Annotated in this window: 19 protein-coding genes and 1 tRNA gene; 11 read left to right on the top strand and 9 right to left on the bottom strand. The window is 63.5% G+C overall.

Features of this window, described 5'->3' with window-relative positions; genetic code table 11:
- The first annotated feature begins 6 nt into the window (after positions 1-6).
- The 4 genes from RJT37_RS09955 (at position 7) to RJT37_RS09940 (ending at position 4,779) form a co-directional block, all read left to right on the top strand.
- Complete coding sequence (locus tag RJT37_RS09955) at positions 7-2,586, top strand: heavy metal translocating P-type ATPase (RefSeq protein WP_313684035.1); 2,580 nt, start codon at positions 7-9, stop codon at positions 2,584-2,586.
- Between the two features lie 151 nt (positions 2,587-2,737).
- Positions 2,738-3,607, top strand: coding sequence for a universal stress protein (locus RJT37_RS09950; RefSeq protein WP_313684033.1), 870 nt, complete (start codon positions 2,738-2,740; stop codon positions 3,605-3,607).
- Positions 3,608-3,665: 58 nt separating this feature from the next.
- Positions 3,666-4,658 (top strand): class I SAM-dependent methyltransferase, encoded by a 993-nt coding sequence (locus RJT37_RS09945; RefSeq protein WP_313684031.1) that lies wholly within the window; start codon positions 3,666-3,668, stop codon positions 4,656-4,658.
- Positions 4,659-4,705: 47 nt separating this feature from the next.
- A tRNA-Thr gene (locus tag RJT37_RS09940) sits at positions 4,706-4,779 on the top strand.
- A 275-nt stretch (positions 4,780-5,054) separates the two neighbouring features.
- On the opposite strand, the gene RJT37_RS09935 is transcribed toward RJT37_RS09940, so the two are convergent.
- Positions 5,055-7,691: a calcium-translocating P-type ATPase, PMCA-type gene (locus tag RJT37_RS09935; protein WP_313684029.1), complete on the bottom strand. Its 2,637-nt coding sequence runs from the start codon at positions 7,689-7,691 to the stop codon at positions 5,055-5,057.
- Positions 7,692-8,119: 428 nt separating this feature from the next.
- The gene (locus tag RJT37_RS09930) at positions 8,120-9,136 is read right to left on the bottom strand and encodes an AI-2E family transporter (RefSeq protein ID WP_313684027.1); all 1,017 of its coding nucleotides are present in this window, start codon (positions 9,134-9,136) and stop codon (positions 8,120-8,122) included.
- A gap of 155 nt (positions 9,137-9,291) precedes the next feature.
- Here RJT37_RS09930 and RJT37_RS09925 point away from each other — a divergent pair, with 155 nt between their 5' ends.
- A complete protein-coding gene (locus RJT37_RS09925; protein ID WP_313684025.1) occupies positions 9,292-9,582 on the top strand; it encodes an amphi-Trp domain-containing protein in 291 nt (96 codons plus the stop codon).
- A gap of 202 nt (positions 9,583-9,784) precedes the next feature.
- Here RJT37_RS09925 and RJT37_RS09920 read toward each other — a convergent pair whose 3' ends face one another.
- The 3 genes from RJT37_RS09920 to RJT37_RS09910 all read right to left on the bottom strand — a co-directional run bounded on the left by RJT37_RS09920 (position 9,785) and on the right by RJT37_RS09910 (position 11,833).
- Positions 9,785-10,054: a hypothetical protein gene (locus tag RJT37_RS09920; protein WP_313684023.1), complete on the bottom strand. Its 270-nt coding sequence runs from the start codon at positions 10,052-10,054 to the stop codon at positions 9,785-9,787.
- Between the two features lie 147 nt (positions 10,055-10,201).
- Complete coding sequence (locus tag RJT37_RS09915; RefSeq protein ID WP_313684021.1) at positions 10,202-10,630, bottom strand: universal stress protein; 429 nt, start codon at positions 10,628-10,630, stop codon at positions 10,202-10,204.
- A 117-nt stretch (positions 10,631-10,747) separates the two neighbouring features.
- Positions 10,748-11,833 carry a sodium:phosphate symporter gene (locus RJT37_RS09910; protein WP_313684019.1) on the bottom strand — a complete coding sequence of 362 codons (1,086 nt, stop codon included), beginning with the start codon at positions 11,831-11,833 and terminating at the stop codon, positions 10,748-10,750.
- A 379-nt stretch (positions 11,834-12,212) separates the two neighbouring features.
- Between RJT37_RS09910 and RJT37_RS09905 the strand changes: the two genes are divergently transcribed.
- The 3 genes from RJT37_RS09905 to RJT37_RS09895 all read left to right on the top strand — a co-directional run bounded on the left by RJT37_RS09905 (position 12,213) and on the right by RJT37_RS09895 (position 15,948).
- On the top strand, positions 12,213-13,460 hold the full coding sequence (locus RJT37_RS09905; RefSeq protein ID WP_313684017.1) for a Zn-dependent hydrolase: 1,248 nt from the start codon (positions 12,213-12,215) through the stop codon (positions 13,458-13,460).
- A gap of 684 nt (positions 13,461-14,144) precedes the next feature.
- Positions 14,145-14,903, top strand: a complete 759-nt coding sequence (locus tag RJT37_RS09900; RefSeq protein ID WP_313684015.1) for an SDR family NAD(P)-dependent oxidoreductase — start codon at positions 14,145-14,147, stop codon at positions 14,901-14,903.
- Between the two features lie 52 nt (positions 14,904-14,955).
- Positions 14,956-15,948: an arsenic resistance protein gene (locus RJT37_RS09895; protein ID WP_313684014.1), complete on the top strand. Its 993-nt coding sequence runs from the start codon at positions 14,956-14,958 to the stop codon at positions 15,946-15,948.
- Positions 15,949-16,019: 71 nt separating this feature from the next.
- On the opposite strand, the gene RJT37_RS09890 is transcribed toward RJT37_RS09895, so the two are convergent.
- Positions 16,020-17,318: a hypothetical protein gene (locus RJT37_RS09890; RefSeq protein ID WP_313684012.1), complete on the bottom strand. Its 1,299-nt coding sequence runs from the start codon at positions 17,316-17,318 to the stop codon at positions 16,020-16,022.
- On the bottom strand, positions 17,315-17,968 hold the full coding sequence (locus RJT37_RS09885; RefSeq protein WP_313684011.1) for a hypothetical protein: 654 nt from the start codon (positions 17,966-17,968) through the stop codon (positions 17,315-17,317). Before RJT37_RS09885 ends, RJT37_RS09890 begins: the two co-directional genes overlap by 4 nt.
- A gap of 513 nt (positions 17,969-18,481) precedes the next feature.
- Here RJT37_RS09885 and RJT37_RS09880 point away from each other — a divergent pair.
- From RJT37_RS09880 to RJT37_RS09870, 3 genes are all read left to right on the top strand, one after another.
- Positions 18,482-19,261, top strand: coding sequence for an IclR family transcriptional regulator (locus RJT37_RS09880; RefSeq protein WP_313684009.1), 780 nt, complete (start codon positions 18,482-18,484; stop codon positions 19,259-19,261).
- 507 nt (positions 19,262-19,768) lie between these two features.
- Positions 19,769-21,439, top strand: coding sequence for a class I adenylate-forming enzyme family protein (locus tag RJT37_RS09875; RefSeq protein WP_313684007.1), 1,671 nt, complete (start codon positions 19,769-19,771; stop codon positions 21,437-21,439).
- A gap of 70 nt (positions 21,440-21,509) precedes the next feature.
- The gene (locus RJT37_RS09870) at positions 21,510-22,442 is read left to right on the top strand and encodes an SDR family NAD(P)-dependent oxidoreductase (protein WP_313684005.1); all 933 of its coding nucleotides are present in this window, start codon (positions 21,510-21,512) and stop codon (positions 22,440-22,442) included.
- 73 nt (positions 22,443-22,515) lie between these two features.
- Here the strand turns inward: RJT37_RS09870 and RJT37_RS09865 are convergent, their stop codons facing one another.
- Positions 22,516-22,929: a Zn-ribbon domain-containing OB-fold protein gene (locus tag RJT37_RS09865; RefSeq protein ID WP_313684003.1), complete on the bottom strand. Its 414-nt coding sequence runs from the start codon at positions 22,927-22,929 to the stop codon at positions 22,516-22,518.
- Positions 22,926-24,101: a thiolase domain-containing protein gene (locus tag RJT37_RS09860; RefSeq protein WP_313684001.1), complete on the bottom strand. Its 1,176-nt coding sequence runs from the start codon at positions 24,099-24,101 to the stop codon at positions 22,926-22,928. Before RJT37_RS09860 ends, RJT37_RS09865 begins: the two co-directional genes overlap by 4 nt.
- Positions 24,102-24,155: the final 54 nt, after the last annotated feature.

Below are 24,155 nucleotides of genomic sequence, written 5' to 3'. Positions count from 1 at the left end.
CACCAGATGCCAGCTGACAACACGGACACTGACGCCTGCTCGCTCTGTGATCTGCCGACGCCGGACCCGCCGGTGGCCGACGACGAAGTTCCGGGCGCGTACTGCTGTCGCGGGTGTCTGGAGGTCGCCCGGTCGCTCGGGGGTCCCGAGGCCGCGGCCGACGCCGACATCGAGTCGGAACTGGGAGACACAGAAGGTGGGGAACCGGCCGAGGAGCCACCCGAGGACGCGGAACAGACCTATCTCTCTGTCGACGGGATGCACTGTGCGACCTGCGAGACGTTCATCGAAACGACCGCCGACGGCCAAGACGGCGTCTACGCCGCCGAGGCGTCGTACGCGACAGATATGCTCGCAGTCACGTACGACCCCGAATCCACCGACGTCGACCACCTGGGAGAGCGGCTGAGCCGTTACGGCTACGAGGTCTCCGACCCCGAGTCGACGGCGGGGGAAGAACAGTCGGGGCTCGCGACGTTTCTCATCGGCGGTGGCGTCTTCGGGATGATGGTGATGGTCTGGTACGTGCTGTTTCTCTATCCCACGTATCTGGGCTTCCAGCCGTTCGTCGACCTCGGCGGCTACGACGGGCTCTACATCCTCGGAAACGTCTGGGTGATGTCCTCGATCGTTCTGTTTTACACCGGCTATCCGATCCTCCGCGGCGCATACGTCAGTGTGCGCGCGGGACAGCCAAATATGGATCTCCTGGTCGCGCTGGCGGCCGTCGCCGCGTACGTGTTCAGCGTCGGGGCGATGCTCGCAGGACGAACGCACGTCTACTTCGACGTGAGCGTCGCGATTGTCCTCGTCGTCACCGTCGGCAACTACTACGAGGATCGGATCAAAGCCCGCGCCGCGAGCCGGCTCTCGGCGTTAACCAGCGCCCGGGTGGGGGAGGCGACACGGCTCACCGCCGATGGCTCAACCGAAACCGTCTCCGTCGAGGATCTCTCGGCAGGGGATCGAGTGGTCGTACGTCCCGGCGAGCGCATCCCGACCGACGGCGTCGTCGTGGCCGGTTCAGCGGCGGTCGACGAATCGCTGATGACGGGCGAATCGCTGCCCGACCGACGCGGCCCCGGCGAGGAGGTGCTCGGCGGAACCGTCGTTACCGACGAACCGATCACAGTCGAGGTCGGGGAGGGCGCGACGAGTACGCTCGATCGGCTCGTGGAACTGCTCTGGGAGATCCAGTCCTCGCGCTCGGGCGCCCAGCGCCTCGCGGACAAACTCGCGACTGTGTTCGTGCCGCTGGTGCTCACGCTCGGCGTCCTGACCGCCGCCGGATCGCTGGTGACGGGGACGGCGCCCGGCGCCGCGATCCTCGCGGGCCTGACCGTGCTGATCGTCTCGTGTCCGTGCGCCCTCGGGCTGGCGACGCCGCTTGCGGTCGCCGCCGGGATCCGCGACGCCGCGAAGGCCGGCGTCGTGGTGGCCTCCGAAGCCGTCTTCGAGGACGCGACGGACGCCGACGTCGTCGTGTTCGACAAGACCGGAACGCTGACCGACGGTCGGATGCGGGTGGTCGGCGTTCTCGGGCCGGACGGTCCGAGCGAACCGACAGCCGGCGCAGGCGACAGGCCCGCGGCAGACGGCGGCCAGATCGCAATCGGGGACGGCACAGCGGCCAGCGACACCACGGCGGAAACGGCACTGACACTCGCTGCCGCGGTCGAGCGCTACGACTCGCATCCGATCGCCGACGCCATCGTCGAGGCGGGACCCGACTCGCTGCCGGACGTGACTGCGGCGACGACGGACGCGAAAGGCGTGAGCGGTCGAGTGCCGTCGAATTCGATCCCCGCAGCGGAGACCGACGGGAGCGCGTCGAGCGAGGGGTCGCTCGACGTGGTCGTCGGGCATCCCCAGGTACTCCGCTCCGCCGGGCTGTCGATTCCTGACGGACTGGAGACGGCCGCCGAGGGGATCCGCGAAGCCGGTCGCGTGCCCACGTTCGTCGGCTGGGAGGGCGAGGCGAGGGCGGTCCTCGACGTCGGCGACACGCCGCGGCCGGGATGGGAATCCGTCGTCGCGGACCTGAGCGAGGAGCGGGAGATCGTCGTTCTGACGGGCGACGCCGAGCGGGCGGCCGAGTCCTTCCGTCGCCATCCGGCGGTCGACGACGTGTTCGCCGGCGTCCCGCCGGAGGCGAAGGCCCAGACGGTCGAGCGACTCCGCTCGCGGGGCACCGTCGCGATGGTCGGCGACGGCTCGAACGACGCGCCCGCGCTGGCGAACGCCGACGTCGGCATCGCGCTCGCGTCGGGGACCGACCTGGCGGGGAGTGCTGCCGACGCTGTGATTGTCGACGGGGGACTGGCCTCCGTGCCGTCGGTCTTCGAGGCCGCGCGCGGCACCAACCGGCGGATCCGGGAGAACCTCGCGTGGGCGTTCGTTTACAATCTGGTCGCCGTCCCGCTGGCGATCGCCGGCGTGTTGAACCCGCTTTTGGCGGCGGTCGCGATGGGCACCAGCAGCCTCCTCGTCGTCACCAACTCCTCGCGGTCGATCCTCGCGGGGCCGGCGGATCCGACAGAAGGAGAGTCGACGGCCACGGATCGGGAGTCCGGGAGTCGCCGGTGACGTCCGGATCGGGGAGCGGCGGAGCACAGCACCGCGGCGGCAGCGAAGGACTGGACCGTTGCGGGGGGCGGTCGCCACCGTGGCCCGGGGCGCTTCACCGTCTCGTCTCCGGAGGATCGGGTTTTTCTCTCCTCCCGACGAACGGCCCGCTATGAGCGATCGAGTCGACGTCGGCATCGATCGGATCCTGGTACCGCTTGACGGACACGAGGCTGCGGCGTCGGCACTCGATCACGCGATCACGCTCGCGGAGAACGTCGACGCCGGGATTCACCTGCTTTCGGTGGTCGACGCCTATCGGCTCAAAAGCGTCGACCAGCGGCGGTCGATCGAAGCGGAACTCGAAGACGTCATCGCGGATGCTGCAGCGGCGGTTCAGACAGCGGAGATCCCAGTTACCACAGCCGTCGAAGTGGGATTTCCGCACAAAGAGATCCTGAACGCCGTCGCGGACCACGACGCCGATCTGATCGCGATGGGCACACGCGGCCGGACGGGGCTCGATCGCCATCTACTCGGCAGCGTCGCCGAAAAGGTGGTCCGGCTCTCGACGGTTCCGGTGCTCACCGTCGGCGACGATGCAGTGGGAACGCGTCCGTATCGAAACATCCTCGTCCCGACCGACGGCAGCGACGCCGCACAGCCCGCCGAACGGCTGGGGATCGCGCTGGCCGGGCGGTTCGGTGCCACCGTCCACGCGCTCTCGGTCGTTCCCGAACTCCGGATCGGGTCGCGGGAGACAGAAGACGCGTACGAAGCGGCCTCACGGGACGCGATCGAGCGGATGAAGGAACACGGCGGAGAGAACACCGACATCCGCGGAGGGATCGAGCACGGCGTCCCCCATCGGACGATCTTGGATCACTGCGATGCGGTCGACGCAGACCTGATCGTGCTCGGGACGCACGGACGGACCGGCGTGGAACGCTTCGTGCTCGGCAGCGTCGCCGAGAAGGTCGTCCGCCTCGCCGAGCGGCCCGTGCTGGTCGTTCCAGCCCGGACTGGTGGAGGGACCGACTGACGAACCGTCCGCGGCCCGAAACGTCACGCTTACTCCGGTCGCCCGCGACCGTCGGAGTATGACCGTCCCCTGCGTCCGCGTCCCGACGAGCCGGGGCGAGGAGACGCGACAGGCGCTCGCGGAACGGGACCTGCTCGACGGGACGCACGAGATCGACGTCGAGTCGGGGGAGCTCTATATTCCGGTCACCGACGCGGCGGCGGTCCCCGAGGAATACGAGGTCGTCGAACGCGCGGTCCCGACACGGGAGACGCAGACCACGCCCGCGGACGTTCTCGGATTCGAGCCGTCCTACGAGCGACTGGGCGAAGTCGTGATTCTCGACGAGGACGACGACGCCCGTGCCCGGGAGATCGCAGAAGCCGTCGTCGAATCGGATCTCACCGTTCGCACCGTCGTCAACCGCGCGTCGAAGGTGAAAGGCGATCTCCGGGTGCGCGAGTGGGACGTGCTGGTCGGCGAATCGACCGAGACCGTCCACCGGGAGTACGGCCACGAGTTCCACCTCGACATCGCGGAGGTGTACTTCTCGCCGCGCCTCGCGACCGAGCGGCATCGTGTCGTCTCGCAGGTCGACGCCGACGAACGCGTCGTGGATATGTTCGCCGGCGTCGGTCCCTTCGCCATCCCGATGGCCGCTCGCGGGGCGACCGTCGTCGCCTGCGACCTCAACCCGACCGCCGTCGACTACCTCAGGGAAAACGCCCGGCGCAACGCTGTCGACGAGCGGGTGACCGCAATCGACGGCGACGTCCGGGACCTCGTCGGCGAGTGCGAGGGCTGGGCCGATCGCCTGGTGATGAATCTCCCGCACAGCGCCGACGAGTTTCTCGATACTGCTGTGGCACTCGCGGGCGAGGACTGTCTCCTCCACTACTACGACATCCAGCACGAGGACGATCCGTTCGGCCCCGGGGAGAGCGCCATCCGGGCGGCCGTCGCAGAGAGCGAAATCGACTACGCGGTGTCTGTCGAAACCGAGCGAATCGTCCGCTCGTATGCCCCCCACGAGTACAACGTCTGTCTCGACGTTCGGCTCACGGCGCGGTGATTCGGAAGCCTTTTCTTACTCATCGCAGTACGGTCGAGTGCGTCAGTGCCGGTGTAGCTCAGATTGGCAGAGCGATTCCTTCGTAAGGAATAGGCCGAGGGTTCAAATCCCTCCACCGGCTCTGCAGCAAAATTCTAGGTGGCTCACGCACTCTTACTGCGAGAGTGATCCAGAGGGAAACATCCGGACCTTTAGAGACAGACTCGACAGCGGCGACCGCGTCGACAGCGACGCCCACACGATGCGCTGTTGGCGTTCGAGGAGACATCCGGGAAACATTGTTCACCCGTATTGAGCGGCCTGTTACCCGATTTTCGTCTCCTTTCCCGCACCCAACTCGGGCTTGCCGGTCTCGCCCTCCGAACCGTCGTCTTTTCCGGGTGACATCGGGATATCTCAGTCGACCGTCGTCCGCTGGTTCGCGTCACTTCGATTCGAGTCCGATCGCCTGACGAACGCCGCGACTGCCAGGTAGAGCGGCAGACAGAGGGCAACGACGCCGGCGAGCACGCCCCAGTCCGCCAGCGAGAGCGGGACCGTCTCGAAGTACTGGTTGAGCGGCGTGTAGATGACCGCCAATTGCAGGGCGAGTGACGTCCCGACCGCCACCCCGAGCCAGCGGTTCGAGAGCGTGGGCGTCTCTCGCAGCCAGCGGATGACGTAGAGTTTCACGAATTCGAGCAGGACGAACCCGGTGAACACCATCGTCGTCACGTACGGCGTGACACTCGATGCGCCCGCGAGCGTGAAAAACATCAGGCCGAGCATCACAGTTGTCGTCACGGCACCGGTACCCCCCATCACGCCGAGCATTTCCCCGTCGATGATGCCCTGGTCGGGATCGCGTGGCGGCCTGTCGAGGATATCCTCACTCGTTGGGTCGGTTCCCAGCGCAAGCGCCGGCAGACCGTCGGTCAGCAGGTTGATCCACAGAAGCTGGACGGCCGGCAGGACCAGGTAGCCAAAGAGGGAAGCCAGAAAGACGATTGCCACCTCGGCGACGTTGGCCGACAGCAGATAGGCGACGAACTTCCAGATGTTATCGAAGATCGCCCGCCCGCGTTCGACCGCCCGCCCGATGGTGGCGTAGTTGTCGTCGAGCAGGACGACGTCGCTGGCCTGTTTCGCGACGTCGGTCCCCCGGATCCCCATCGCGACGCCCACGTCCGCGTTCTTGAGTGCAGGCGCGTCGTTGACGCCGTCGCCGGTCATCGCGACGATGTGGTCTCCGGCCTGAAGTGCCCGCAGGATCCGTACCTTGTGTTCCGGGGAGGTCCGCGCGAAAACGTCGACGGTCTCGACTAGGTCGGCGAGTTCGTCGTCGCTCATCGATTCGACCTCCCGACCCTCCATCACCTCGCTGCCCATCCCGAGCGATTCGGCGATCGCCGCCGCGGTGCGGACGTTGTCGCCAGTGATCATCTTCACGTCGATGCCAGCTCGCCGGGTTGCGGCGATGGCGTCCGCGACCTCCTCGCGGGGCGGGTCGATCATCCCGACCAGCCCCAGAAACGTCAGGTCGTCACCGGCCATCGCCTCGGCATCCTCGGCTTCCGCGATAGCGAGCACGCGGAGTGCATCGTCGGCGAAGGCCGTCGTCTGCGTGTTGATGCGGTCCCCGAGTTCGTCTGTCAGTTCCACTGTGCCGTCTTCGGTGCGCACCTGCGAGGACTTCTCGAGGACGACCTGCGGTGCACCCTTGACGTACGCCCCCTCCTCGTGAACGGTCCCCATCCACTTTCGTTCCGAAGAGAACGGGACCTCGTCGGTTCGGGGGTAGTCCGCGCGGAGTTGGTCGACGTCGATTCCGTGTTCGGCGGCCGCGGCGACGAGTGCCTGCTCGGTCGGGTCGCCGGAATCGAGCGTCGCGTCGTTGCAGAGTGCGCCAGCACGCAGCAGGTTCGCGACCCGAGCGGGCAGTGACTCGCCCAGGTCGTCGATATCGATGACGTCGTCGGGCAGCCACAGGCGATCGACCGTCATCTGTCCTCTGGTGAGTGTGCCGGTCTTGTCCGTGCAGATGGTGTCGACAGAGCCGAGCGCTTCGACCGCCGGGAGCCGGCGGACGAGCGCGTTCTCGTCTGCCATCCGTCGCACGCCGAGCGCAAGCGTCAGGGTCACCACAGCGGGCAGGCCTTCGGGCACTGCGGCGACTGCCAGTGACACGGCCGTCAGCCCCGCCTGGACCAGTGGCGTGTCCTGCAAGAGCAAGAGGGGAATGACGAGAGCAGCCAGCCCCACCACACCGATCCCGAGGTTCCGCCCGACCGTGTCCAGTTCCGCCTGCAGTGGCGTGTCGGTCTCCTCGGTCGCCGCGAGTTCGCTGGCGATCGCCCCCATCTCCGTGTCGTCACCGGTGGCTGTCACGACCGCCACACCGCGACCTCGCGTGACGTTCGTCCCCTTGTACACCATACTCTCACGTTCGGCCAGGGGCGTGTCCGCGTCGACCGGGTCGGGTGACTTCGCGACGGGCATACTCTCACCGGTCAGCGACGCCTCGTCGACCTCCAGACTCGTCGTCTCGAGTACTCGGGCGTCGGCGGGAACGACGTCACCGGCCTCGATCTCGACGATGTCGCCGGGGACGATCTCGGTGGCCTCGACCTCCGTCACTTCGCCGTCCCGGCGAACAGTTGCGATCGGCGCGGTGAGTTCCCTGAGCGATTCGAGGCTCTGCTCGGCACGGTAGTCCTGGACGAAGCCGAACACGCCGTTGGCGACGACGATGACGACGATGAGGACGGCGTCCACGGTGTGGTCGGCCCACACCGAGAGGATGGCCGCTCCGAGTAGCACCCAGATGAGCGCGCTGTCGAACTGTGCGAGGAATATCCGGAGCGTGGACCGCCCCGCACTGCGCGTGAACTCGTTTGGTCCAAACTGCTCGCATCTGCGGGCCGCCTCGTCACTCGCCAGCCCTGCCGGGTCGCTCTCGTGGGCGTCGAGGACGCGGTCGATCGACTGGCTGTGATCCAGGCCCGTCCCCGGTTCGTGGTCGTCACCCACGGTGGCTGACTGCGGATCGGTCATGGGTCGTTGACCCGTCGACTCGGCTCCGGACGGTCCTTCCGATCGGTTGGGGTGCCGGATCGTCGCTGTTGATCCACCCGCCCCCTGCACACCTCGCAGTCAGTCGAGTCGAGCGTCGACTGGCGCATAGAGCAGGGGTTGTAGGAGCATAGAGAAAAACCCGGCTGGTAGTTCTTGCCCGGACGAGAGGGACGAGTCAGATGGGGACGATGATCACAGTACGTGTGACGGCAGCCAGGCCGAGTACCGTCGTGCAGCTTCCTCAACTGTCGAGTTCTCGGACGACAGTAACCGGATCTGATGCACGCTTGACGACCGCTTGGGCGACGTTCCCGAGCAGTCGAGATGGCTACTGACGGCCGCCTCTCTGTTCGCGACTCTGTCAGAAATTTCGGAGATATATTGTTCGACTGATTAGGAACCGTCTGTCAGCCGATGTCTCTCTCGTCGAGCCGGGACCAGTTTTCCAAGCCAACGCGAAGAGCGGCTTTGAGTGCGCCGAGGATGACGGGGCCGAAGAACAGTCCCATAATCCCGAACGCGTACGCCCCGCCGAGGATACCGAGGAGGATGACGGCAGGATTGAGCTTCGCGTATCTGTCGACGGCGAATGGACGGAGATAGTCGTCGGTGAGCCCAACTACGACGACGCTGTAGACGAATAATCCGACCGCGAGCAGCGGTTCGCCAGTGAGGTACAGGTAGACCACCGCCCCGCCCCAGACGGGGATCGCACCGACGAGCGGAACCATCGCGAGAACGATCATAACGGCCGTCCAGAACACCGCATTGGGAACGCCAGTAACGACGAGCCCGGCTCCAGCGACGACCCCCTGGACGATGGCGACGAAGACGTGTCCGAAGAGAACGCCCCACATCACGTCGTTAATCTCGGTGTAGAGCGCGCGCTGGCTGTCCATTGGGAGGGGGACCGTTCGGTGGAGCCAGTTGACCAAGTCGTCGCGGTCTTTGAGAAGGTAGTAGACGAGAAAGAGTGCCAACGCGATCCCGATGAGGTGGAAGGTGATCGTCCCGAACGCTTGGGTCGACCGGTCGAATACGATCGTCCCGATTTCCCGCCCAGAGCTAACGAGTTCGCCTGCGATATCGACCTCTTGTCCGGTGAGTTCCTCGATCCGGGATTCGACCACCTCAAGCTGCACCGGATCAGTGTCGAAGTTCTGGAGGATCCGGTCGGCTCTATCCACGACAGTCGCGAGGACGACTACGAACGGTGCGACGAATCCGGCAACTGCCAGGACCACGAGCGAGAGGGCGGCTACCATCGGCGATACGTACGCTTCGAGGCGGATCTGCAGCGGATAGAGCACGTAGGCGAGGAGGACAGCACCGAGGACGTACTGGAGAAACGGCTGGATCAGCATGGCCGACAGCACGAGGAGGGTGACGACGAGGGCGAGGAGAAACCCCTTGCTGAGGTTCACAACTGTGAGTTCGTCAAGCGATGACAAAAAGATTCGATATCCATCACCGCTGTAGACCACTTTGACTGCCATCGACTGTCAGGGATATCCGGACTCAGCCGAAGCCAGTCGTCCACAGCCCCACTTATCCGTCTGTGTGTCAAACAAGATACCGTATGCCTGAAGAGGTCCTCTTTCAGTCAGAGGGATCCCAAAGTCGAGCGGAGATCGCGTCGTATCTTCGTCGAGTCGCAGACAAACTCGATGCCGGCGGCGATATCACCCTCACCGCCGGCGAGCAGTCAGTGACGATGACACCTTCTGCTCAACCGACGTTCGAGGTAAAAGCCGAGCGCGAAGGACCGACCGATAGTCCTGGTGAGTTGAGTATCGAGTTGGAGATCGAGTGGGCTGAAGGTGGAGATGTCGGAAACGGTGAACGCGGTGGTGGGTTGGAAATCGAGTGAAGGCGGTTCTCTGTGGCGAATCGGTGTTTTTGCGGAGATTACCGGCGAGGGTAGAGATTTCCTGGCTTGTATGGATTATTGTTCTGTCTCCGATTCCAAGACAATATCCCCGCTTGGCGGCATTTCTGTCTGACCCAACTGCCAGAGGTGCCGAATGAGTCTCCAAGTCGGATTCAACAACCACAAGAGACGAAGCACCCGATCACGACTCGATCTCTCTGATAATTTCGTCGGCTTGCTCACGAGCTTTTTGCTCACCCACGTTCTTCTGGATCAACACGGACTGGACTACCCAATCATCGGTGGCATCCCGCTTCCCCATCCGAACCTCGCTTCCCTCCGAGACGGAATCAGAGGTACGGTCAGCCCAGTCTGGCGTCCGAATTTGATCGAACTGGTCAGGGTCCCGATACCGAACGTGGATGTACTCGTCTTCTGTTGTAATCGACTTGGCCTCTGGAATTCGTGCCATAGCTGTTCGTAGGACAAGGAAATGCATAAATCAGCGGGTCAAATCGAAACTGAAGGGTCACGAGAAGTACTCGCCAGCTATCCAGATCGAGAGCCTTTTTCTCTGTGGTTCACCGTTTCAGGGCGAATCTGGAGGTACAGTTTGCGGTCACCTGACGACAGTCACAGGGACTGATGCACGCTTCATCACCGTTTCAGCGACCGAACCCATAAGCATTCGAGCGACACCCGAGCGTCCGTGGCTTCCGATGACGATCACATCGATGCCGTGTGTGTCCGCGTACTCGAGGATCTCGTCTGCGGCCTTGCCAATCTCGCTTGCCGTCTTAACTACCTGGTCGTGCTCGTCTGCCTTCGCCTCGGCCTCGGCAAGCAGTTCTGCCGATCGTTCCTGGGCCCGTTTCCGGAGCGTTTCGTCTCCGACCAGTGCTTTCGCGCTATAGCTCTCTTCGATGTAGTCGATAACGTGGAGGACAGTGATCGACGCATCCGAGTACACCTCGAGCGCGTGCGCCAGCGCCTTCTCCGACAGCGGTGTTCCATCGTATGCAACGAGTACCTCGTCGACGGCGTCCATACGCAGAGATGCGTGTCAGAGGCACATATAGGCGCGGGAGCACACGGGTCTGGGGAAAGAGGCGCCCCCCGCATTGGCAGACCTCTCCCGATAGAACAGACTGTCTCGGCCGCAGAACTAGATCGGAAGCAGGAACAGAAGTATCGGGAGGACAATCAACGAGATGAGAAACCCGGCCAAGTATCGACGATCAGTAACGAGTCGGGTTTGGATTGTCTCGACAGCCTGGAAGTACGTCGAGAATCGAACCAGTGTTCCGACCGTTATGATCGTTCCGACCGCCACAAGTGAGAGCACGATAGCCACGCCCTGTGGGGATTCCAGCAGTACGGCGATCACAACCGTGTCGAAGAAGGTGCCGATATTCGCCCCCAGGACGTAGGGAACGATCTCCTGCCGTTTGATGTAGTTGCGATTGTAGAGCGGCACGACGACTCCCAGTGAGAACGCGACGCTGGTCGTGACGCCGGTAAGGAGGATACCGAGTCCAAACGCGGTCCATTTGTGCTGAAATCGGCGGAAGAACCGCTTGCGGAGCCATTCGGTATCGATCCGCTTGAGCACCCGGTCGAAGAGCGTGAGGCTGCCGAACAGCACGAGAACGGCTACCACGAGTGCCAGACCCACACCGACGGTATCGACGATGGCACCCGTCACCGGATTGAATACCGCCAGTGGATCAAACGAGAGTTCGATCCGGTCACTGACGCCCCCGAATCCCGTCTGGAGTCTCGGCAACAGGAGATACCCGAAGACGGTCGCCGGCACATAAATCGAGTGGGACAGGAGGAACGTCAGTATCCCCAACCCAGTCGCCTCGCTGAACGAATAGCGCCGCTTCTGGAAGTAGTCCAGCATTCCGATCAAGAGTACGATAGCGGCGCCCCCGAGGCGTGAGCCAGCGAGCATCAGGAACAACTGTGAGGCCGTGAGGATCCCGGTCTTGAACAGCGAGACGGACAGGGCCGCCACTACTGATCCGTTGGTGAGTACGTACGTGGCGAGCCAGCTTGCACCCAGAGCCTGCCCACTCCCGGCGACGTACCGCCTGAAGAACCGTTCGAGCGGAACGGCCGCGGCCGCTGTGGACGCACCCAGCAGCTGGACTGCGAACAGGAATAGCAGCAGCGAGACGACAGCACCGACGATTACTGGCCCGGATTCGCGCCCTCGTGTCAGTATCTCATCGATGTTCGATGCCACGGATTCTATCTCTATAGCCTCGTGGTAAGCGCACAAAGGTTACGCCGTGAGAGGAGAGTTCCTGCTATGAGGGCGTGGTCGAACTCGGAAACAACACCCAGGGCCGGGTCGATTGCCGGTCGGTTCCAATCAGTGCGAGGGTTGTCTCACCCACGACCGGGACAACTGTATCAGCTGCCGAGGATTTCAACGGAGCCAGTTCTCCAGAACGCCAAGGCGGATGCGGCGAGGCTTGCTCCCGAGCCGGGTGCCCCACGGTCGGGGCCAACCGTCTCGTACTGTCGATCTATCCCGGCAAGGAACACAAGGCGACCTCCCAGGACGGTATTCGGAGAACCACCCCCCGTACATTTATTCGTCCGTCAGCGCAGGTACTGATATGGAAATCGACGCCGGACGGCTCCGGCGAGACATCACTGAAAACGCCCAGTTCGGTAGTGTCGACGCCGAAGAGGGCAGAGGGCGGACAGTACTCACCGGGAGCGACGCGGACAGAGAAGCCCGCGAGCGCCTCATCGAAGAACTCGAAACGATCGGCCTCGAGGTGCGTGTCGACGCCGTCGGCAATATCGCCGGTCGGTGGACGCCGCCGTCCTGCGATCCCGATGCGGCACCTGTCGCCGTCGGGAGTCACCTCGATTCGGTCCCGAACGGGGGCATCTTCGACGGCCCGCTGGGAACCTACGCCGCGGTCGAGGCGGTCCGGGCGATCCAGGAGAGCGAGGAGACGCCCGATCGTCCGATCGAAGTCGTCTCGTTCACCGGGGAGGAGGGCGGCCGGTTCGGTATCGGGACGCTCGGATCGTCCGTCGCGGCGGGACAGCGCCGGGCCGTAGAGGCGCTCGCGCTCGAAGACGCAGAGGGCATCACACTGGAAGAGAGCCTGGAGCGGATCGGGTTCGCCGGATCGGCCGAGATCGACGCCGGCGAGTGGGATGCGTGGCTCGAACTCCACATCGAACAGGGAACACGGCTGACGGAAGCAAGGGCCGGCGTTGGAATCGTCGATTCGATCGTCGGGATCACCAACTGTGAAGTCACGATCACCGGTGAGGCAGACCACGCCGGATCGACCCCGATGTTCGAACGGCGGGACGCACTCGCCGCCGCGTCGGCGTTCGTGCTCGACCTCGAACGCGCGGCCGAAGAGCTCGCCACGGAGAACGAAGCCGCTGTCGGGACCGCCGGCGAGGGAACCATCAGCCCAAACGCGCGAAACATCGTTCCCGAGGAGGTCCAGTTCCAATTAGACATTCGGGACGTCGCCCACGACACTATGGACCGACTGGTCGACCGCTGCCGGTCGAGCCTCGCACGACTCGAACGTCGTCGTGGCGTCGAGACGTCGCTCGAGCGCTACCGTGACAGCGAGCCGAGTCAGATGAGCGAGCGATGCATCGCCGCTGCCGAGGAGGCCGTCGAGACGGGCAGCATCGACGCGATCCGGTTACATTCCGCAGCGATGCACGACACCGCGAACGTCGCGGCAGTCACGGACGCCGGTCTGCTGTTTGCCCCGTCGGTCGATGGCGTCTCCCACTCGCCGCGGGAGTGGACTGACTGGGACGACTGCGCCGTCGCGACCGAGGCGCTCGCGGAAACTGTCCGAATCCTGGCAGCGACGTAGGTCGTGGGCCGGCTGCCACCATACGGAGGTCCTGGCGCTTTCCGAACCGGTCCTCGATGCAGGTCTATGACGCGATAAGCGATCAAGCCACCACAGCTCGAGGACGCACCCGGGAACGGCTACAAGCACGCGATCGTCGACGGCGGAACGTACTCTATGGCGGGCCAGGTTGCGATGGACGAACACTCGAACGTCATCGGGGAGGCTATCGAGACTCACGTGCGGAAGGCCTACGAGAACGCCGAGATACTCCCGGAAACGATCGACAAGGCGTTCGCTGACCCCGCGAAAGTCAGACCGTTCCGGGACACGAGCAGCTGGCGAACGAAGGCTGCCTCGTGGAGATCAACTCGAGGTCCCGCTCACGGACGAGGATGTGGACGGAATCGACCCCGACGGCGACGTGATTCGAGAGATCTGAGAGACGATCCGGCGCAGCCGTTCAGATCGATCGATGGTACACGACCGATATCCTCGCTTGATCGAGTGGACCAGATTCTCGGGATGATCTTCTTCGGGATCGGTGCGACAATCGTGAACGACCTGTCACCCTCGACCTGCTGCTTGTGTGGGAGTTGCCTGCGGTCCACCCACAGCAAACCAGTCGATACCTCGCTGTTCGATCACCGAGCCACAACCCCGAGTGTGCCCATCATTTTTTACAGACCCGCGCACAGTACCGCTATGACTTCCGAAGACCCCCTCGACGGAAAGGTTTCGATCGTCACCGGTGCCGGTGGCGCCATCGGCGCGGGAATCGCCAGACACCTCGCTGACGCCGGCAGCGACGTCGTCCTCGCCGTCCACAACGACGAGGACGTCGCAGAAGAGATCAGGGACCGGGGGCAACGCGCCCACACAGTTCAGGTCGACGTCAGCAACAAGGACAGCGTCGATGCGATGGTCGAGGAGGCGCGTTCGGAGTTCGGCCGCATCGACGTCGTCGTCAACAACGCGGGCGCCCTCACGGTGGGGTCGATTATGGAACTCGACGAGGACGACTGGGATCGGGTGATGGACGTCAACGCCAAGGGGACATTCCTCGTCTCGCAGGCGACCATCCCCTACCTCCGGGAGACCGAAGGGACGATCATCAACGTCTCGTCGATCTCGGGGATGATCGCCGCCCCGGACCACAGCCACTACGGGGCATCGAAACACGCCATCAACGGCCTCACAAAATCGCTGGCGATCGAACTGGCCGAGGACAACGTCACCGTCAACGCCCTCTGTCCGGGGATCGTCGCCTCGAAGATGTGGACCGAACAGCTCACCCCCGAAAGCGAGGAGTCCTTCGAGGAAACCGTCGATCGCGTCATCCCGCTGGGCCGCGATCAGACGCCCGCGGATATGGGCGAGGCGGCGGTCTATCTCGCGACGAGCGAGAACGTCACCGGCGAGGAACTCACCGTCGACGGCGGAATTATGCAGAACATCGTCTGATACTGACTGTTGTGAGCGGAGGTCGTTTCCCGCCCGGGCGTCAAGTCGGGATATGGACCCGCCGGACTGGCTCGAACGCCGACAGGTGGCCGTCTACGCGGTCGCCGTCGTCCTCGCGGTCGGGGTCGGCGTGGGACGTCCGGCCGCAGCCTCGTGGATCGAACGGCTCATCGATCCGACCCTGGCCGTCCTGCTGTACGTCACGTTCCTCGAAATTCCCTTCGTACGACTCCGCCGGGCGGTCAGCAACGGTCGATTTCTCGCGGCGGCACTCGGAATGAACTTTCTGATCGTTCCCGTCGTCGTGTGGGGGCTCACCCGGTTTCTCTCCGGGCGGCCGACCGTGCTCGTCGGTGTTCTCTTCGTCCTCCTGACGCCGTGTGTCGACTACGTCATCACCTTCACCGAACTGGCCGGGGGCGACGCAGAGCAGATCACAGCCACCACGCCCGCACTGCTGTTCGTGCAACTGCTTTTGCTCCCCGCGTACCTGTGGCTGTTCGTCGGCCGGGACGTCGCCGCAGTCATCGAAGCCGGACCGTTCATAGAGGCGTTCGTGGCGCTGATCGTGCTCCCGCTGTCGCTCGCGTGGCTCACTGAACTGTGGGCCGAGCGATCGGCCCGCGGGGACGGCTGGCAGCGCGCGATGGGGTGGCTCCCCGTCCCGATGATGGCCACGACACTCTTCGTCGTCATCGCCTCCCAGTTGCCCCGAGTTCGGGGATCGATCGCCGGTATCGCGACCGTTGTCCCGATCTACGTCGCGTTTCTCGTGGTGATGCCGCTCCTCGCCCGGACAGCTACGAGATCGATCGGGATGGACGTCCGCGAGGGACGGGCGCTGGTGTTCACGTCCGTCACCCGCAACTCGCCTGTCATCCTGCCGCTCGCGCTCGCGCTGCCGGCAGGTTACGAGTTGGTTCCGGCCGTCGTGGTCACGCAGACGCTCGTCGAACTGATGGGGATGGTCGTCCTCACGCGCGTCGTGCCGGCGTGGCTTCTCCCCGAATCAGACGTGGCAACCCCAGGGGTACAGTCGGGCTAGTCCTGCGACGGGGTCGACCGATTCCATCGCTGTGACGGCCAGCTCCTCCGGGCGGACGAAATCAAACTTGGTCACCGACCTGTGCCCGATTCGAGTCGTTCGAGAACGAAAGCAGTCGCGGCCGGAACTGCCCGAGCATAGAGTTCCGCCCGTGCGAGTTCGGCCTGCATCCGTACCGGGTCAGCGTATCCGTCCTCGATCATATCTGCGCCATATGCGAATACACCCAGTACAGGACGGGCGATGAGCGCTGCCAGGCGACGGTCCTCGGCGGTTTCGATCGCTTCGAGGGCTTCCCGTGCCCGCGCTGCCGTCTGCCTGACCGACTCGGCGGTCACCGGCTCCTGGTAGGCGCCCTCCCGAAGTCCGTCGATTACGGTTCGGAAGGCCTCGATAGCAGCGAGTGCCTGGCCGGCCTCAACCACGGCCGTGGCGTAGTTGCCGTCGGCCCGGTTCGCGTCGTGATCCTCCACCGCCGATTCGACCCGTCGTTTGGCATCGTCGTACAGCCACCGCCCTGCTGTTCCGGACAGGTCGGCCCTGAACGGGCGCTCGTCGGCGTCGAGAAACTCCCGGACGCTGGATTGCGTCCGATGGACAGCAAACCGGAGGCGGTCCGACGACTCGATCAGCCGTGACCACTGCGAGGGAGGATCGGTACGCTCGCTGAGATACGCTTCGCGCAACCGACGGGCATCAGTGAGAGTGGCCTGCGCGTGTTCGACTCGTCCCACGGCATCACCGGCCTGGAAGGGCTCACTGACCGGGGCCGACGGATACACCGGCGTCGGGCGGACTCGACGGCGACAGTCCGCGATCAGATCCTCGAGTGGGGCGTGTGCGAGCACTGCCTCGATTGGCGACGACGCTCGATACTCGTGAGCAGCGATGAACGAATGCAGCACCTCACGCAGCGTTTCACGACGGTTTGCAACGGCCTCCGCGTCGTCTTCGCCTATCGCCGCTCGATAGGCACCCCGAACGGTCGCCGCCGCCTCTCGACGGCTGCGCCACTCGGAGAGTTGTTCCCTCGGCCAGGGCTCCTCGAAAGCCTCGGTAAGTCGGTCTGCGGCGTGCTCTCGGTCTGACTGGAGTGATGCAGCGACGGCGCTGTTTGGGACGTCCGGATCCTCTGGCACCGCAGCGAGCAGTTCGCGAGCGCGTTCCTCGTGGGAGTCTGCAACCTTCGCCGGGACAGTGATCGGAAACGGCGACGGCGGCCACTCGATGGAGCCAATCATATCCGGCGAAAGCGACACGTCATCGGGACCGTCCTGCTCGTCGCTTCCGAACGGGAGCGCAGAACAGCCTGACGCTCCGGCGAAAGCGACGGTGGCAAGTCCGGAGAGCACCCGTCGACGTGACGTCATTCGTCGCCACCTCCGCGGGCGGGCGTCACGGTCGCGTTGAAATACTCGCCGTGCGGCGAGAGCCGACAGGAACTCGACATCCCGCGGCCGCTCCCCCTCGATCGTTCGGCCGCGATGGGCAGTCGGATCGCGAATCCTGCGGTGTGTATCTCGCCGGCAGCACAGTCGACATCTGCGGGACGGAAGGTTTCACAAAACTGCGCGTGTGGGTGCAGGTCTCCCCCTTCGAGTTCGTCCCACTCGACAGTGGCCGACTGGAGCCGAATCTCTTTGCAGGCCTCGACGGGCATCGCCAGGAGATACAGCGACGAGGAGTCGAAGTTCGTGGCCGCGGCGAACGACCGGAGTTCTTCGGCCTCCGGAACCGTCCCGAAAGTGAGTTCGTCGATCCCCGCTTCGGAGACGAGAACGCGGCGGCTCAAGCGAGCAAACCGGGCCTCCTCGTCGGTGACTGTCGGTAACTGCTCGCGAGTGGTGAATAACACGGCACCAGCCTCGTTGCGGACGGAACGCACGTCGTAGTCCAGAACTGAACGCCTGTTCCCGCGGCGGTCGATCGTCGGTCGCTCGGGCTCACCAGCACAGCCAGCCAGTGCGGCGAGTCCTGACGCGACCGCCTGGAGGGCGTGACGGCGGGTCAGGTCGGGCATCGTCACCGTCTTCGAATAGCGGTGTAAAACCTCTTTTGGACCACTTTACCGCAGGAATTCCGTTAGGCCTCGAAGGTCCCCAGTGAATTGTCGCCGTCCTCTTTCGGCGGCTAGCGACCGACGGCCTGGAAGGCCGAAGGGGTTTCGACAAATCCCGCGTGCGGCTACCCACTTCCACTCGCGGTCACGGAGGACCGAGCGGTGCTACTCGCCTCCCCTGCGAACCTCCCTTCAGGATGCCAGGGTAGTCAGCTCCTGAGATGGTAAGGGGGAGCGTCGGTCAGGCCGAAGTGAGTTTGTAAGGGGGAGCGTCGCTCACGCCAGGGAGAATTCTTCGAGTTCGTGCCGGCGGACTGGCTATGCTCGCGCTCAGTCTGCCCCGACAAGAGAAATATAATAATCTCTACAATAAGTCAATATTGTAATATCTCTTATCTATTTTACTGCGCGTGGGTAGCCGACCGATTGGTCCCCACCGAGTGAACTTTACTATCAGACATCCTACGACATAGTATGACCGGCGAATCACCGCGGAAAATACAGTCTCTGGAGACGGCGCATCGCATCGTTGAGGCGCTGCAAGAACTGGATGGGGCCGGTGCGAGCACGGTCGCCGATCACCTTGATATCGGCCGTAGCACAGCGTATCAGTATCTAATGACGCTCCGGGAGGATGGATACGTCACAAAACGCGACGGGATATATCATATTGGTTTAAAATATCTAGATCACGGGATGTATGCGCGCGACAATCACCCTATGATCGAGATATCGCGGCCCTCGCTCCGCGAGTTGGTAGACGAAACTGGGGAAATTGGATGGTGTACGACCGAAGACAACGGTAAACTTGTCACGCTTGATATTATTGTCGGTGAGCGGAATTTAAACACTAAATTCCGCGGACGCATCGGCAACCGGGAGTATATGCATGCACACGCCAGCGGAAAAGCAATATTATCGGGATACAGTGATGATAGGATAAATGATATTATCGACAGATACGGGTTGCCGGCGTACACTCCGCAGACGATCACCGACAAAGAAGAGTTGCTGACGGAGATAGACCGCGTGCGCGAGGACGGCGTGGCCTTCAACGACGGAGAGGCAATAAAGGGATACCGTGCGGTGGGTGCACCTGTGGCACTGGACGGCGAGACGATCGGGTCGATCACTATCGGCGGCCCGAAGAACCGGATGCCCGACGAGTACTTCGGGGAGACGCTCCCGGAACTCATCCGCGGGGTGATCAACGAGATCGAACTCCGCGGCTCGGTCTCGTCGCCGTGGCAGTGACGCTGTTCCCGCAGCGAGTCGAGTCCGTGGATTTCATAACATATGTACACTTGTTAATCTGCTTGTTGATCTGAGCAAATGGTGTATCGGCGACTACACGGCGCCGGGCAATCTGCTTCGGTAGAAATGTTGTTTGTATATATCAACGGATGTCGTGAAGCAATCGGCCAAAGTTGACTTCGAGCCTCCGCGAACAGGTTTAGTTTATAACTTGCCTCCACTCACTCCCGGAGGCCGAGCGGCTACGGCACTACCGAGCCACATCTTGGCCCGCCTTCGTTTTCGTATGTCGACGCGAAGCTGAACTCGACGAAGCGGAGTACATTCGTCCGTTATCTGTTGACGTAGCTCAATAGCAATTGGAGAGGACCACGATACTGTTTGTCATATGAAAACGAAATCCGACGCGCACGTGCAGGGCGGCGTCGGCCGAAGCGCTGGACTGGCGATACACTTTTGAATCCCGTTTGGTAATAGTGGTCACACACATCGCGGTAGGGGTAAGTGATGCAGGACTTCACAAACGAGACTATCATCTGGGAAGACAACGTCGTAACGCACCGATTGGATGCCTTCCCGCGGGTCGAGGAGACTGAGCACCGTGGAAGTACGGTCCGCGCGTACACGGACCGAACTGAGTCACTGTTCGAGCTATTTGCTTCCGCGGTCGCCGAGACGCCGGAACGGGAATTCCTGGTCTTTCCCCGTTCGGACCGCCGTCTGACATACCGGGAGGCAGCCGATCGCGTCGATCGGTTAGCCGCGGGACTACGATCAGAAGGGATCTCGATGGGCGATCGGATCGTCCTGCTCGTCGACAGTCGGATCGAATTCGTCGAATCGCTGCTGGCCGCGGCGAAACTCGGCGCCGTCGTGAGTCCGCTGAACACTCGCCACTCCCCGGAAGAGATCCGCGGGATGTTTACCGACGGCGATCCGGCCCTCGTGATCGTCGAAGACGAATACGCCGACAAACTCGACGGTTCGGCCTACGAGACCCCAAACGAGAGGACGTGCGTGCTGGACGCGATAGGGACGGCACAGCCATATGGCGGGTTACTGGATCACGATTCCGGGGAAGCGATCGACTCGTCCGTCACGTCGACCGACCTCCTGACGGTGATGTACACATCCGGCACGACAGGGCAGCCGAAATCGGTTCCGATCGACAACTTCCAGGGTGTCAACGCGACACTGAATAACGTCTACGTTCACGACATCCAAGACGCGAGCCGGATCCTCGTTCCATCGCCCCTGTTTCACGTCACCGGGCTCGTCTGCGGCCTCCTCACGTCTATCGCCGTCAACGGTACAGCAGTGGTTATGCGGGAGTACGACCCACAGCGGTTCCTCCGCTACATCGGCGCCGAGCGCGTCAACTACTGTATGGGGGTTCCGACACACATCGTCCTGGCCGCCGAGAAGGTCGACGAAGGGACACAGGACACGTCTTCCTTCGAGAAGTTCGCGTACGGCGGCGCGCCGATGCCGCCCGATGCGATCCCGAAGATCCGCGATGCCTTCCCCGACCTCCAGTTGTACCACTCGTACGGGAAAACCGAGAACTTCGCCGGTATTGCCGCGATGATCCCGAATCAGTACATCGACGACCACCCGGAGGTCGTGGGAATGCCGACCCCGACGATGAAGTTCGCCGTCGTCGACGAGAACTACAACCGACTGCCACCCGGAGAGATCGGCGAACTGGCGATGTACGGTCCCTTCGTGGCTGAACGGTACCTGAGTTCGCCGGAAGAGACCGACGAGGAGTTCCGCGACGGGTGGCATTACACCGGCGACATCGGCCTCATCGACGAGTCCGGATTCATCAGGCTCCGCGGCCGCAAAGGCAATATGATGATCCGGGGCGGAGAGAACATCTACCCCGTCGAAGTCGAGGACGCGCTCCTGTCTGTCCCCGGGGTTCGGGAGGCCGGCGTCACCTCGTTCCCCGACGACGTCCTCGGTGAGCGGATTATCGCTGTCGTCGCGCCGGAGGAGGGACACCGGGTCACCGAGGAGATGCTCAGGTCTGCCTGTGAGGAGCGGCTCGCCGAATACAAGATTCCGGATATCTTCCGGGTCGTCGACGAACTCCCGCGGAACCCAAACGGGAAGCTCGAACGGGGCGAACTGGTTCCGAAACCGCTGCAGTTCGGGATCAAATTCGGCGGCTGAGTCGGCGGAGTCGCGTTCTACCGTACTGTGGGAAAAACTTATTCACCGTGCACGGGATGACGTAGACGGAATGTTAGAAGATACGGTCTGCATCGTCGCAGGAGCAGGTCGCGGTATCGGCAAGGAGACGGCGAAGTTGATGGCCTCGGAGGGGGCGTCGGTCGTCGTCAACGACCTGGGCGCCGATCTCTCGGGCGAGGGTCAGGACGTCCAGCCAGCACAGCAGACGGTCGACGAGATCGCCGAGGCCGGCGGGGAAGCGATGGCCCACTACGGCGATATCACCGACCTGGAGTACACCGACCAGCTTATCGAGGATACCGTCGACGAGTACGGCGCCGTCCACAGCATCACCAACTTCGCCGGAATCCTGCGCGACCGGATGATTTTCAATATGTCCGAAGAGGAGTGGGACGCGGTCATCGACGTCCATCTGAAGGGCCACTTCTCGCTGCTCCGAAACGCCTCCCAACACTGGAAATCGCGGTACGAAGAAGAGGAGTTCGAGCGGCAGCGATCCTTCCTCGGCGTGTCCAGTTCGGCGGCCATCGGCTGGGCGGGGCAGCCGAACTACGCCGCCGCGAAGGCCGGCGTCCTCGGTCTCGTACGGAACTCCGCACAGGAACTCGAGCGGTACAACGTCCGGGTGAACGCCCTGTGGCCCGAAGCGTACACGCGAATGTACAAGTCCATCCCCGAAGAGTACCAGCCGGATGGGATGACAGACGAGACCCACGGCCCACAGCTGGTGGCACCGCTGCCGGCATTCCTGGCGAGCGAGGAGGCCACAGACATCACCGGCTGTACGGTCGGGCTGGGATCGGGCGAACTCTCGTTCATCGACGACCCGGACCGCGTCCGGAAGATCATCAAGGAGGTCCCAGCGGATACCAAAACGGGCGGCTGGACGCCCGAACAGATTGCAGACGCCTGGGATAACCTCACCGACGGGTACGAGACCAAGCGGACGTCGAAGCCGAGTATCCCCAACGTGCAGAACTGAACGAGCCGCCGTCGATAGCGTTGTGCGGTGCGATCAGATCCGAAATATCCGATCGAAAGTTCCGCTGGGCGAACTAGTCCCCCGTCGGTTCGAAGACCGGGATCGACACGTCGTCGCTCGCTGTCGGGACAAAGGTTACTTCGACCGGAGTACCGATTTCTATCGAGTCCGCGTCGCAGCCCTGGAGTGCGGTAAGCATCCGCGGTCCTTCGGCGAGTTCGACGTAGGCGAGCACGAGCGGGAGTTCGTCCTCCGGCCACGCACCGACGGTCATCGTTTCGGTATACGCGTACACTGTTCCCGTGCCGTCGGCTTCGATCCAGTCGACGTCGTCGCCCAGACAGTCCGGACACCGCGCCCGCGGGTAGTAGAACGTCAGTTCGCAGTCGTCGCAGCGGCGGAGCAGCAGTCGGCCCTCCGCCGCCGCTTCCCAGTATGGCGCCGTTTCCGGAGTGACAGCCGGGACGGGTCGCGGTTCCCAGCTCATCGATCGGCCCTCCCGAGGACGGCCGTCGAACCGGCGTGTCTGGTCCCGAGATAGCCCCCCGTGCCGTGCGCGAGCGCGACCGTCGCGTCGGGCACCTGTACCGGCTCGTTTGCCTCTCCCCGAAGCTGTCGGACGGCCTCGATCACTTTCGTCATCCCGCCGCGGTCCGGATGATTCGAGCACAGTCCGCCCCCGTCGGTGTTGAACGGAAGTTCCCCGTGGGGCGCCTGGAGCGTCCCGCCTTCGACGAACTCGCCGCCGCGGCCCTTCTCACAGAAACCCAGGTCTTCGAGCGTCTGCAGCACGGTGATGGTAAAGGAGTCGTATATGGAGACGTAATCGATGTCGTCGGGATCCACGCCCGCTCGCGAGAACGCCCGCGGGCCGGACTTCCGCGCGGCGGTCTCGGTGATGTCGATCCGGCCGGCGTCGTGGTGATCGACCGCCGCGGCGTGCCCGAGGATCTCGACGCACTCGCGATCGATCTCCCGTCGTACGTCCTCGGAGACTACGACGAATGCACCGGCGCCGTCGGAGATGACACAGCAGTCCAGCAGGTGGAGCGGGTCGCTGACCATCCGCGAGTCGACGACCTCCTCGACGGTCACCGGCTCCTGATACATTGCGTGCTCGTTGTGCTGGGCGTGCTGCGACGCCGCGACCCGGATCTCGGCGAGCTGCTCCGAGGTCGTCCCGTATTCGTGCATATGTCGACGGGCGGCGAGGGCGTACTGTGGCAGCGTCTCGGCGCCGTAGATCGACTCGAAGTTCTCCTGCATAATCGTCTCCTCGTGTTCAGGGTGGCTGCGCTCGTCGGTCCGCATCCGCCCCGCCAGCGTAACCAACGCGACGTCGCACTTGCCGTCGGCGATCGCGCTTGCCGCCTCGCCGACGTGGTTCACGTACGCCGATCCGCCGTCGTCGGTCGAGTCGAAGTACGACACGTCGAGTCCGAGGTAATCCGCCATCGCGAGCGGCGGATAGCGGCCGACCTGGTAGTTCTCGCCGGCTGTGAGGTAGCCGTCGACGTCGTCCGCCGCCAAGCCGGCGTCGTCGAGCGCGCCGGCGGCGGCCTCCGCGTGTAACTGTGCGATCGACTTCTCCGGTGCCTCTCGTGTCGGGTGTTCGAACGCGCCCGCGATGTAGGCTGTGGTGTCCGAGCTCGTACTCATTGTAAGTTCGTATCCTCCGGTAACTGCACGACTGCGTCACGTGGCCAGCTCATA

Source organism: Halobellus marinus (genome assembly GCF_032113415.1).
GTDB classification, from domain to species: domain Archaea; phylum Halobacteriota; class Halobacteria; order Halobacteriales; family Haloferacaceae; genus Haloquadratum; species Haloquadratum marinus.
This window is presented reverse-complemented; position numbering and strand designations above follow the sequence as displayed.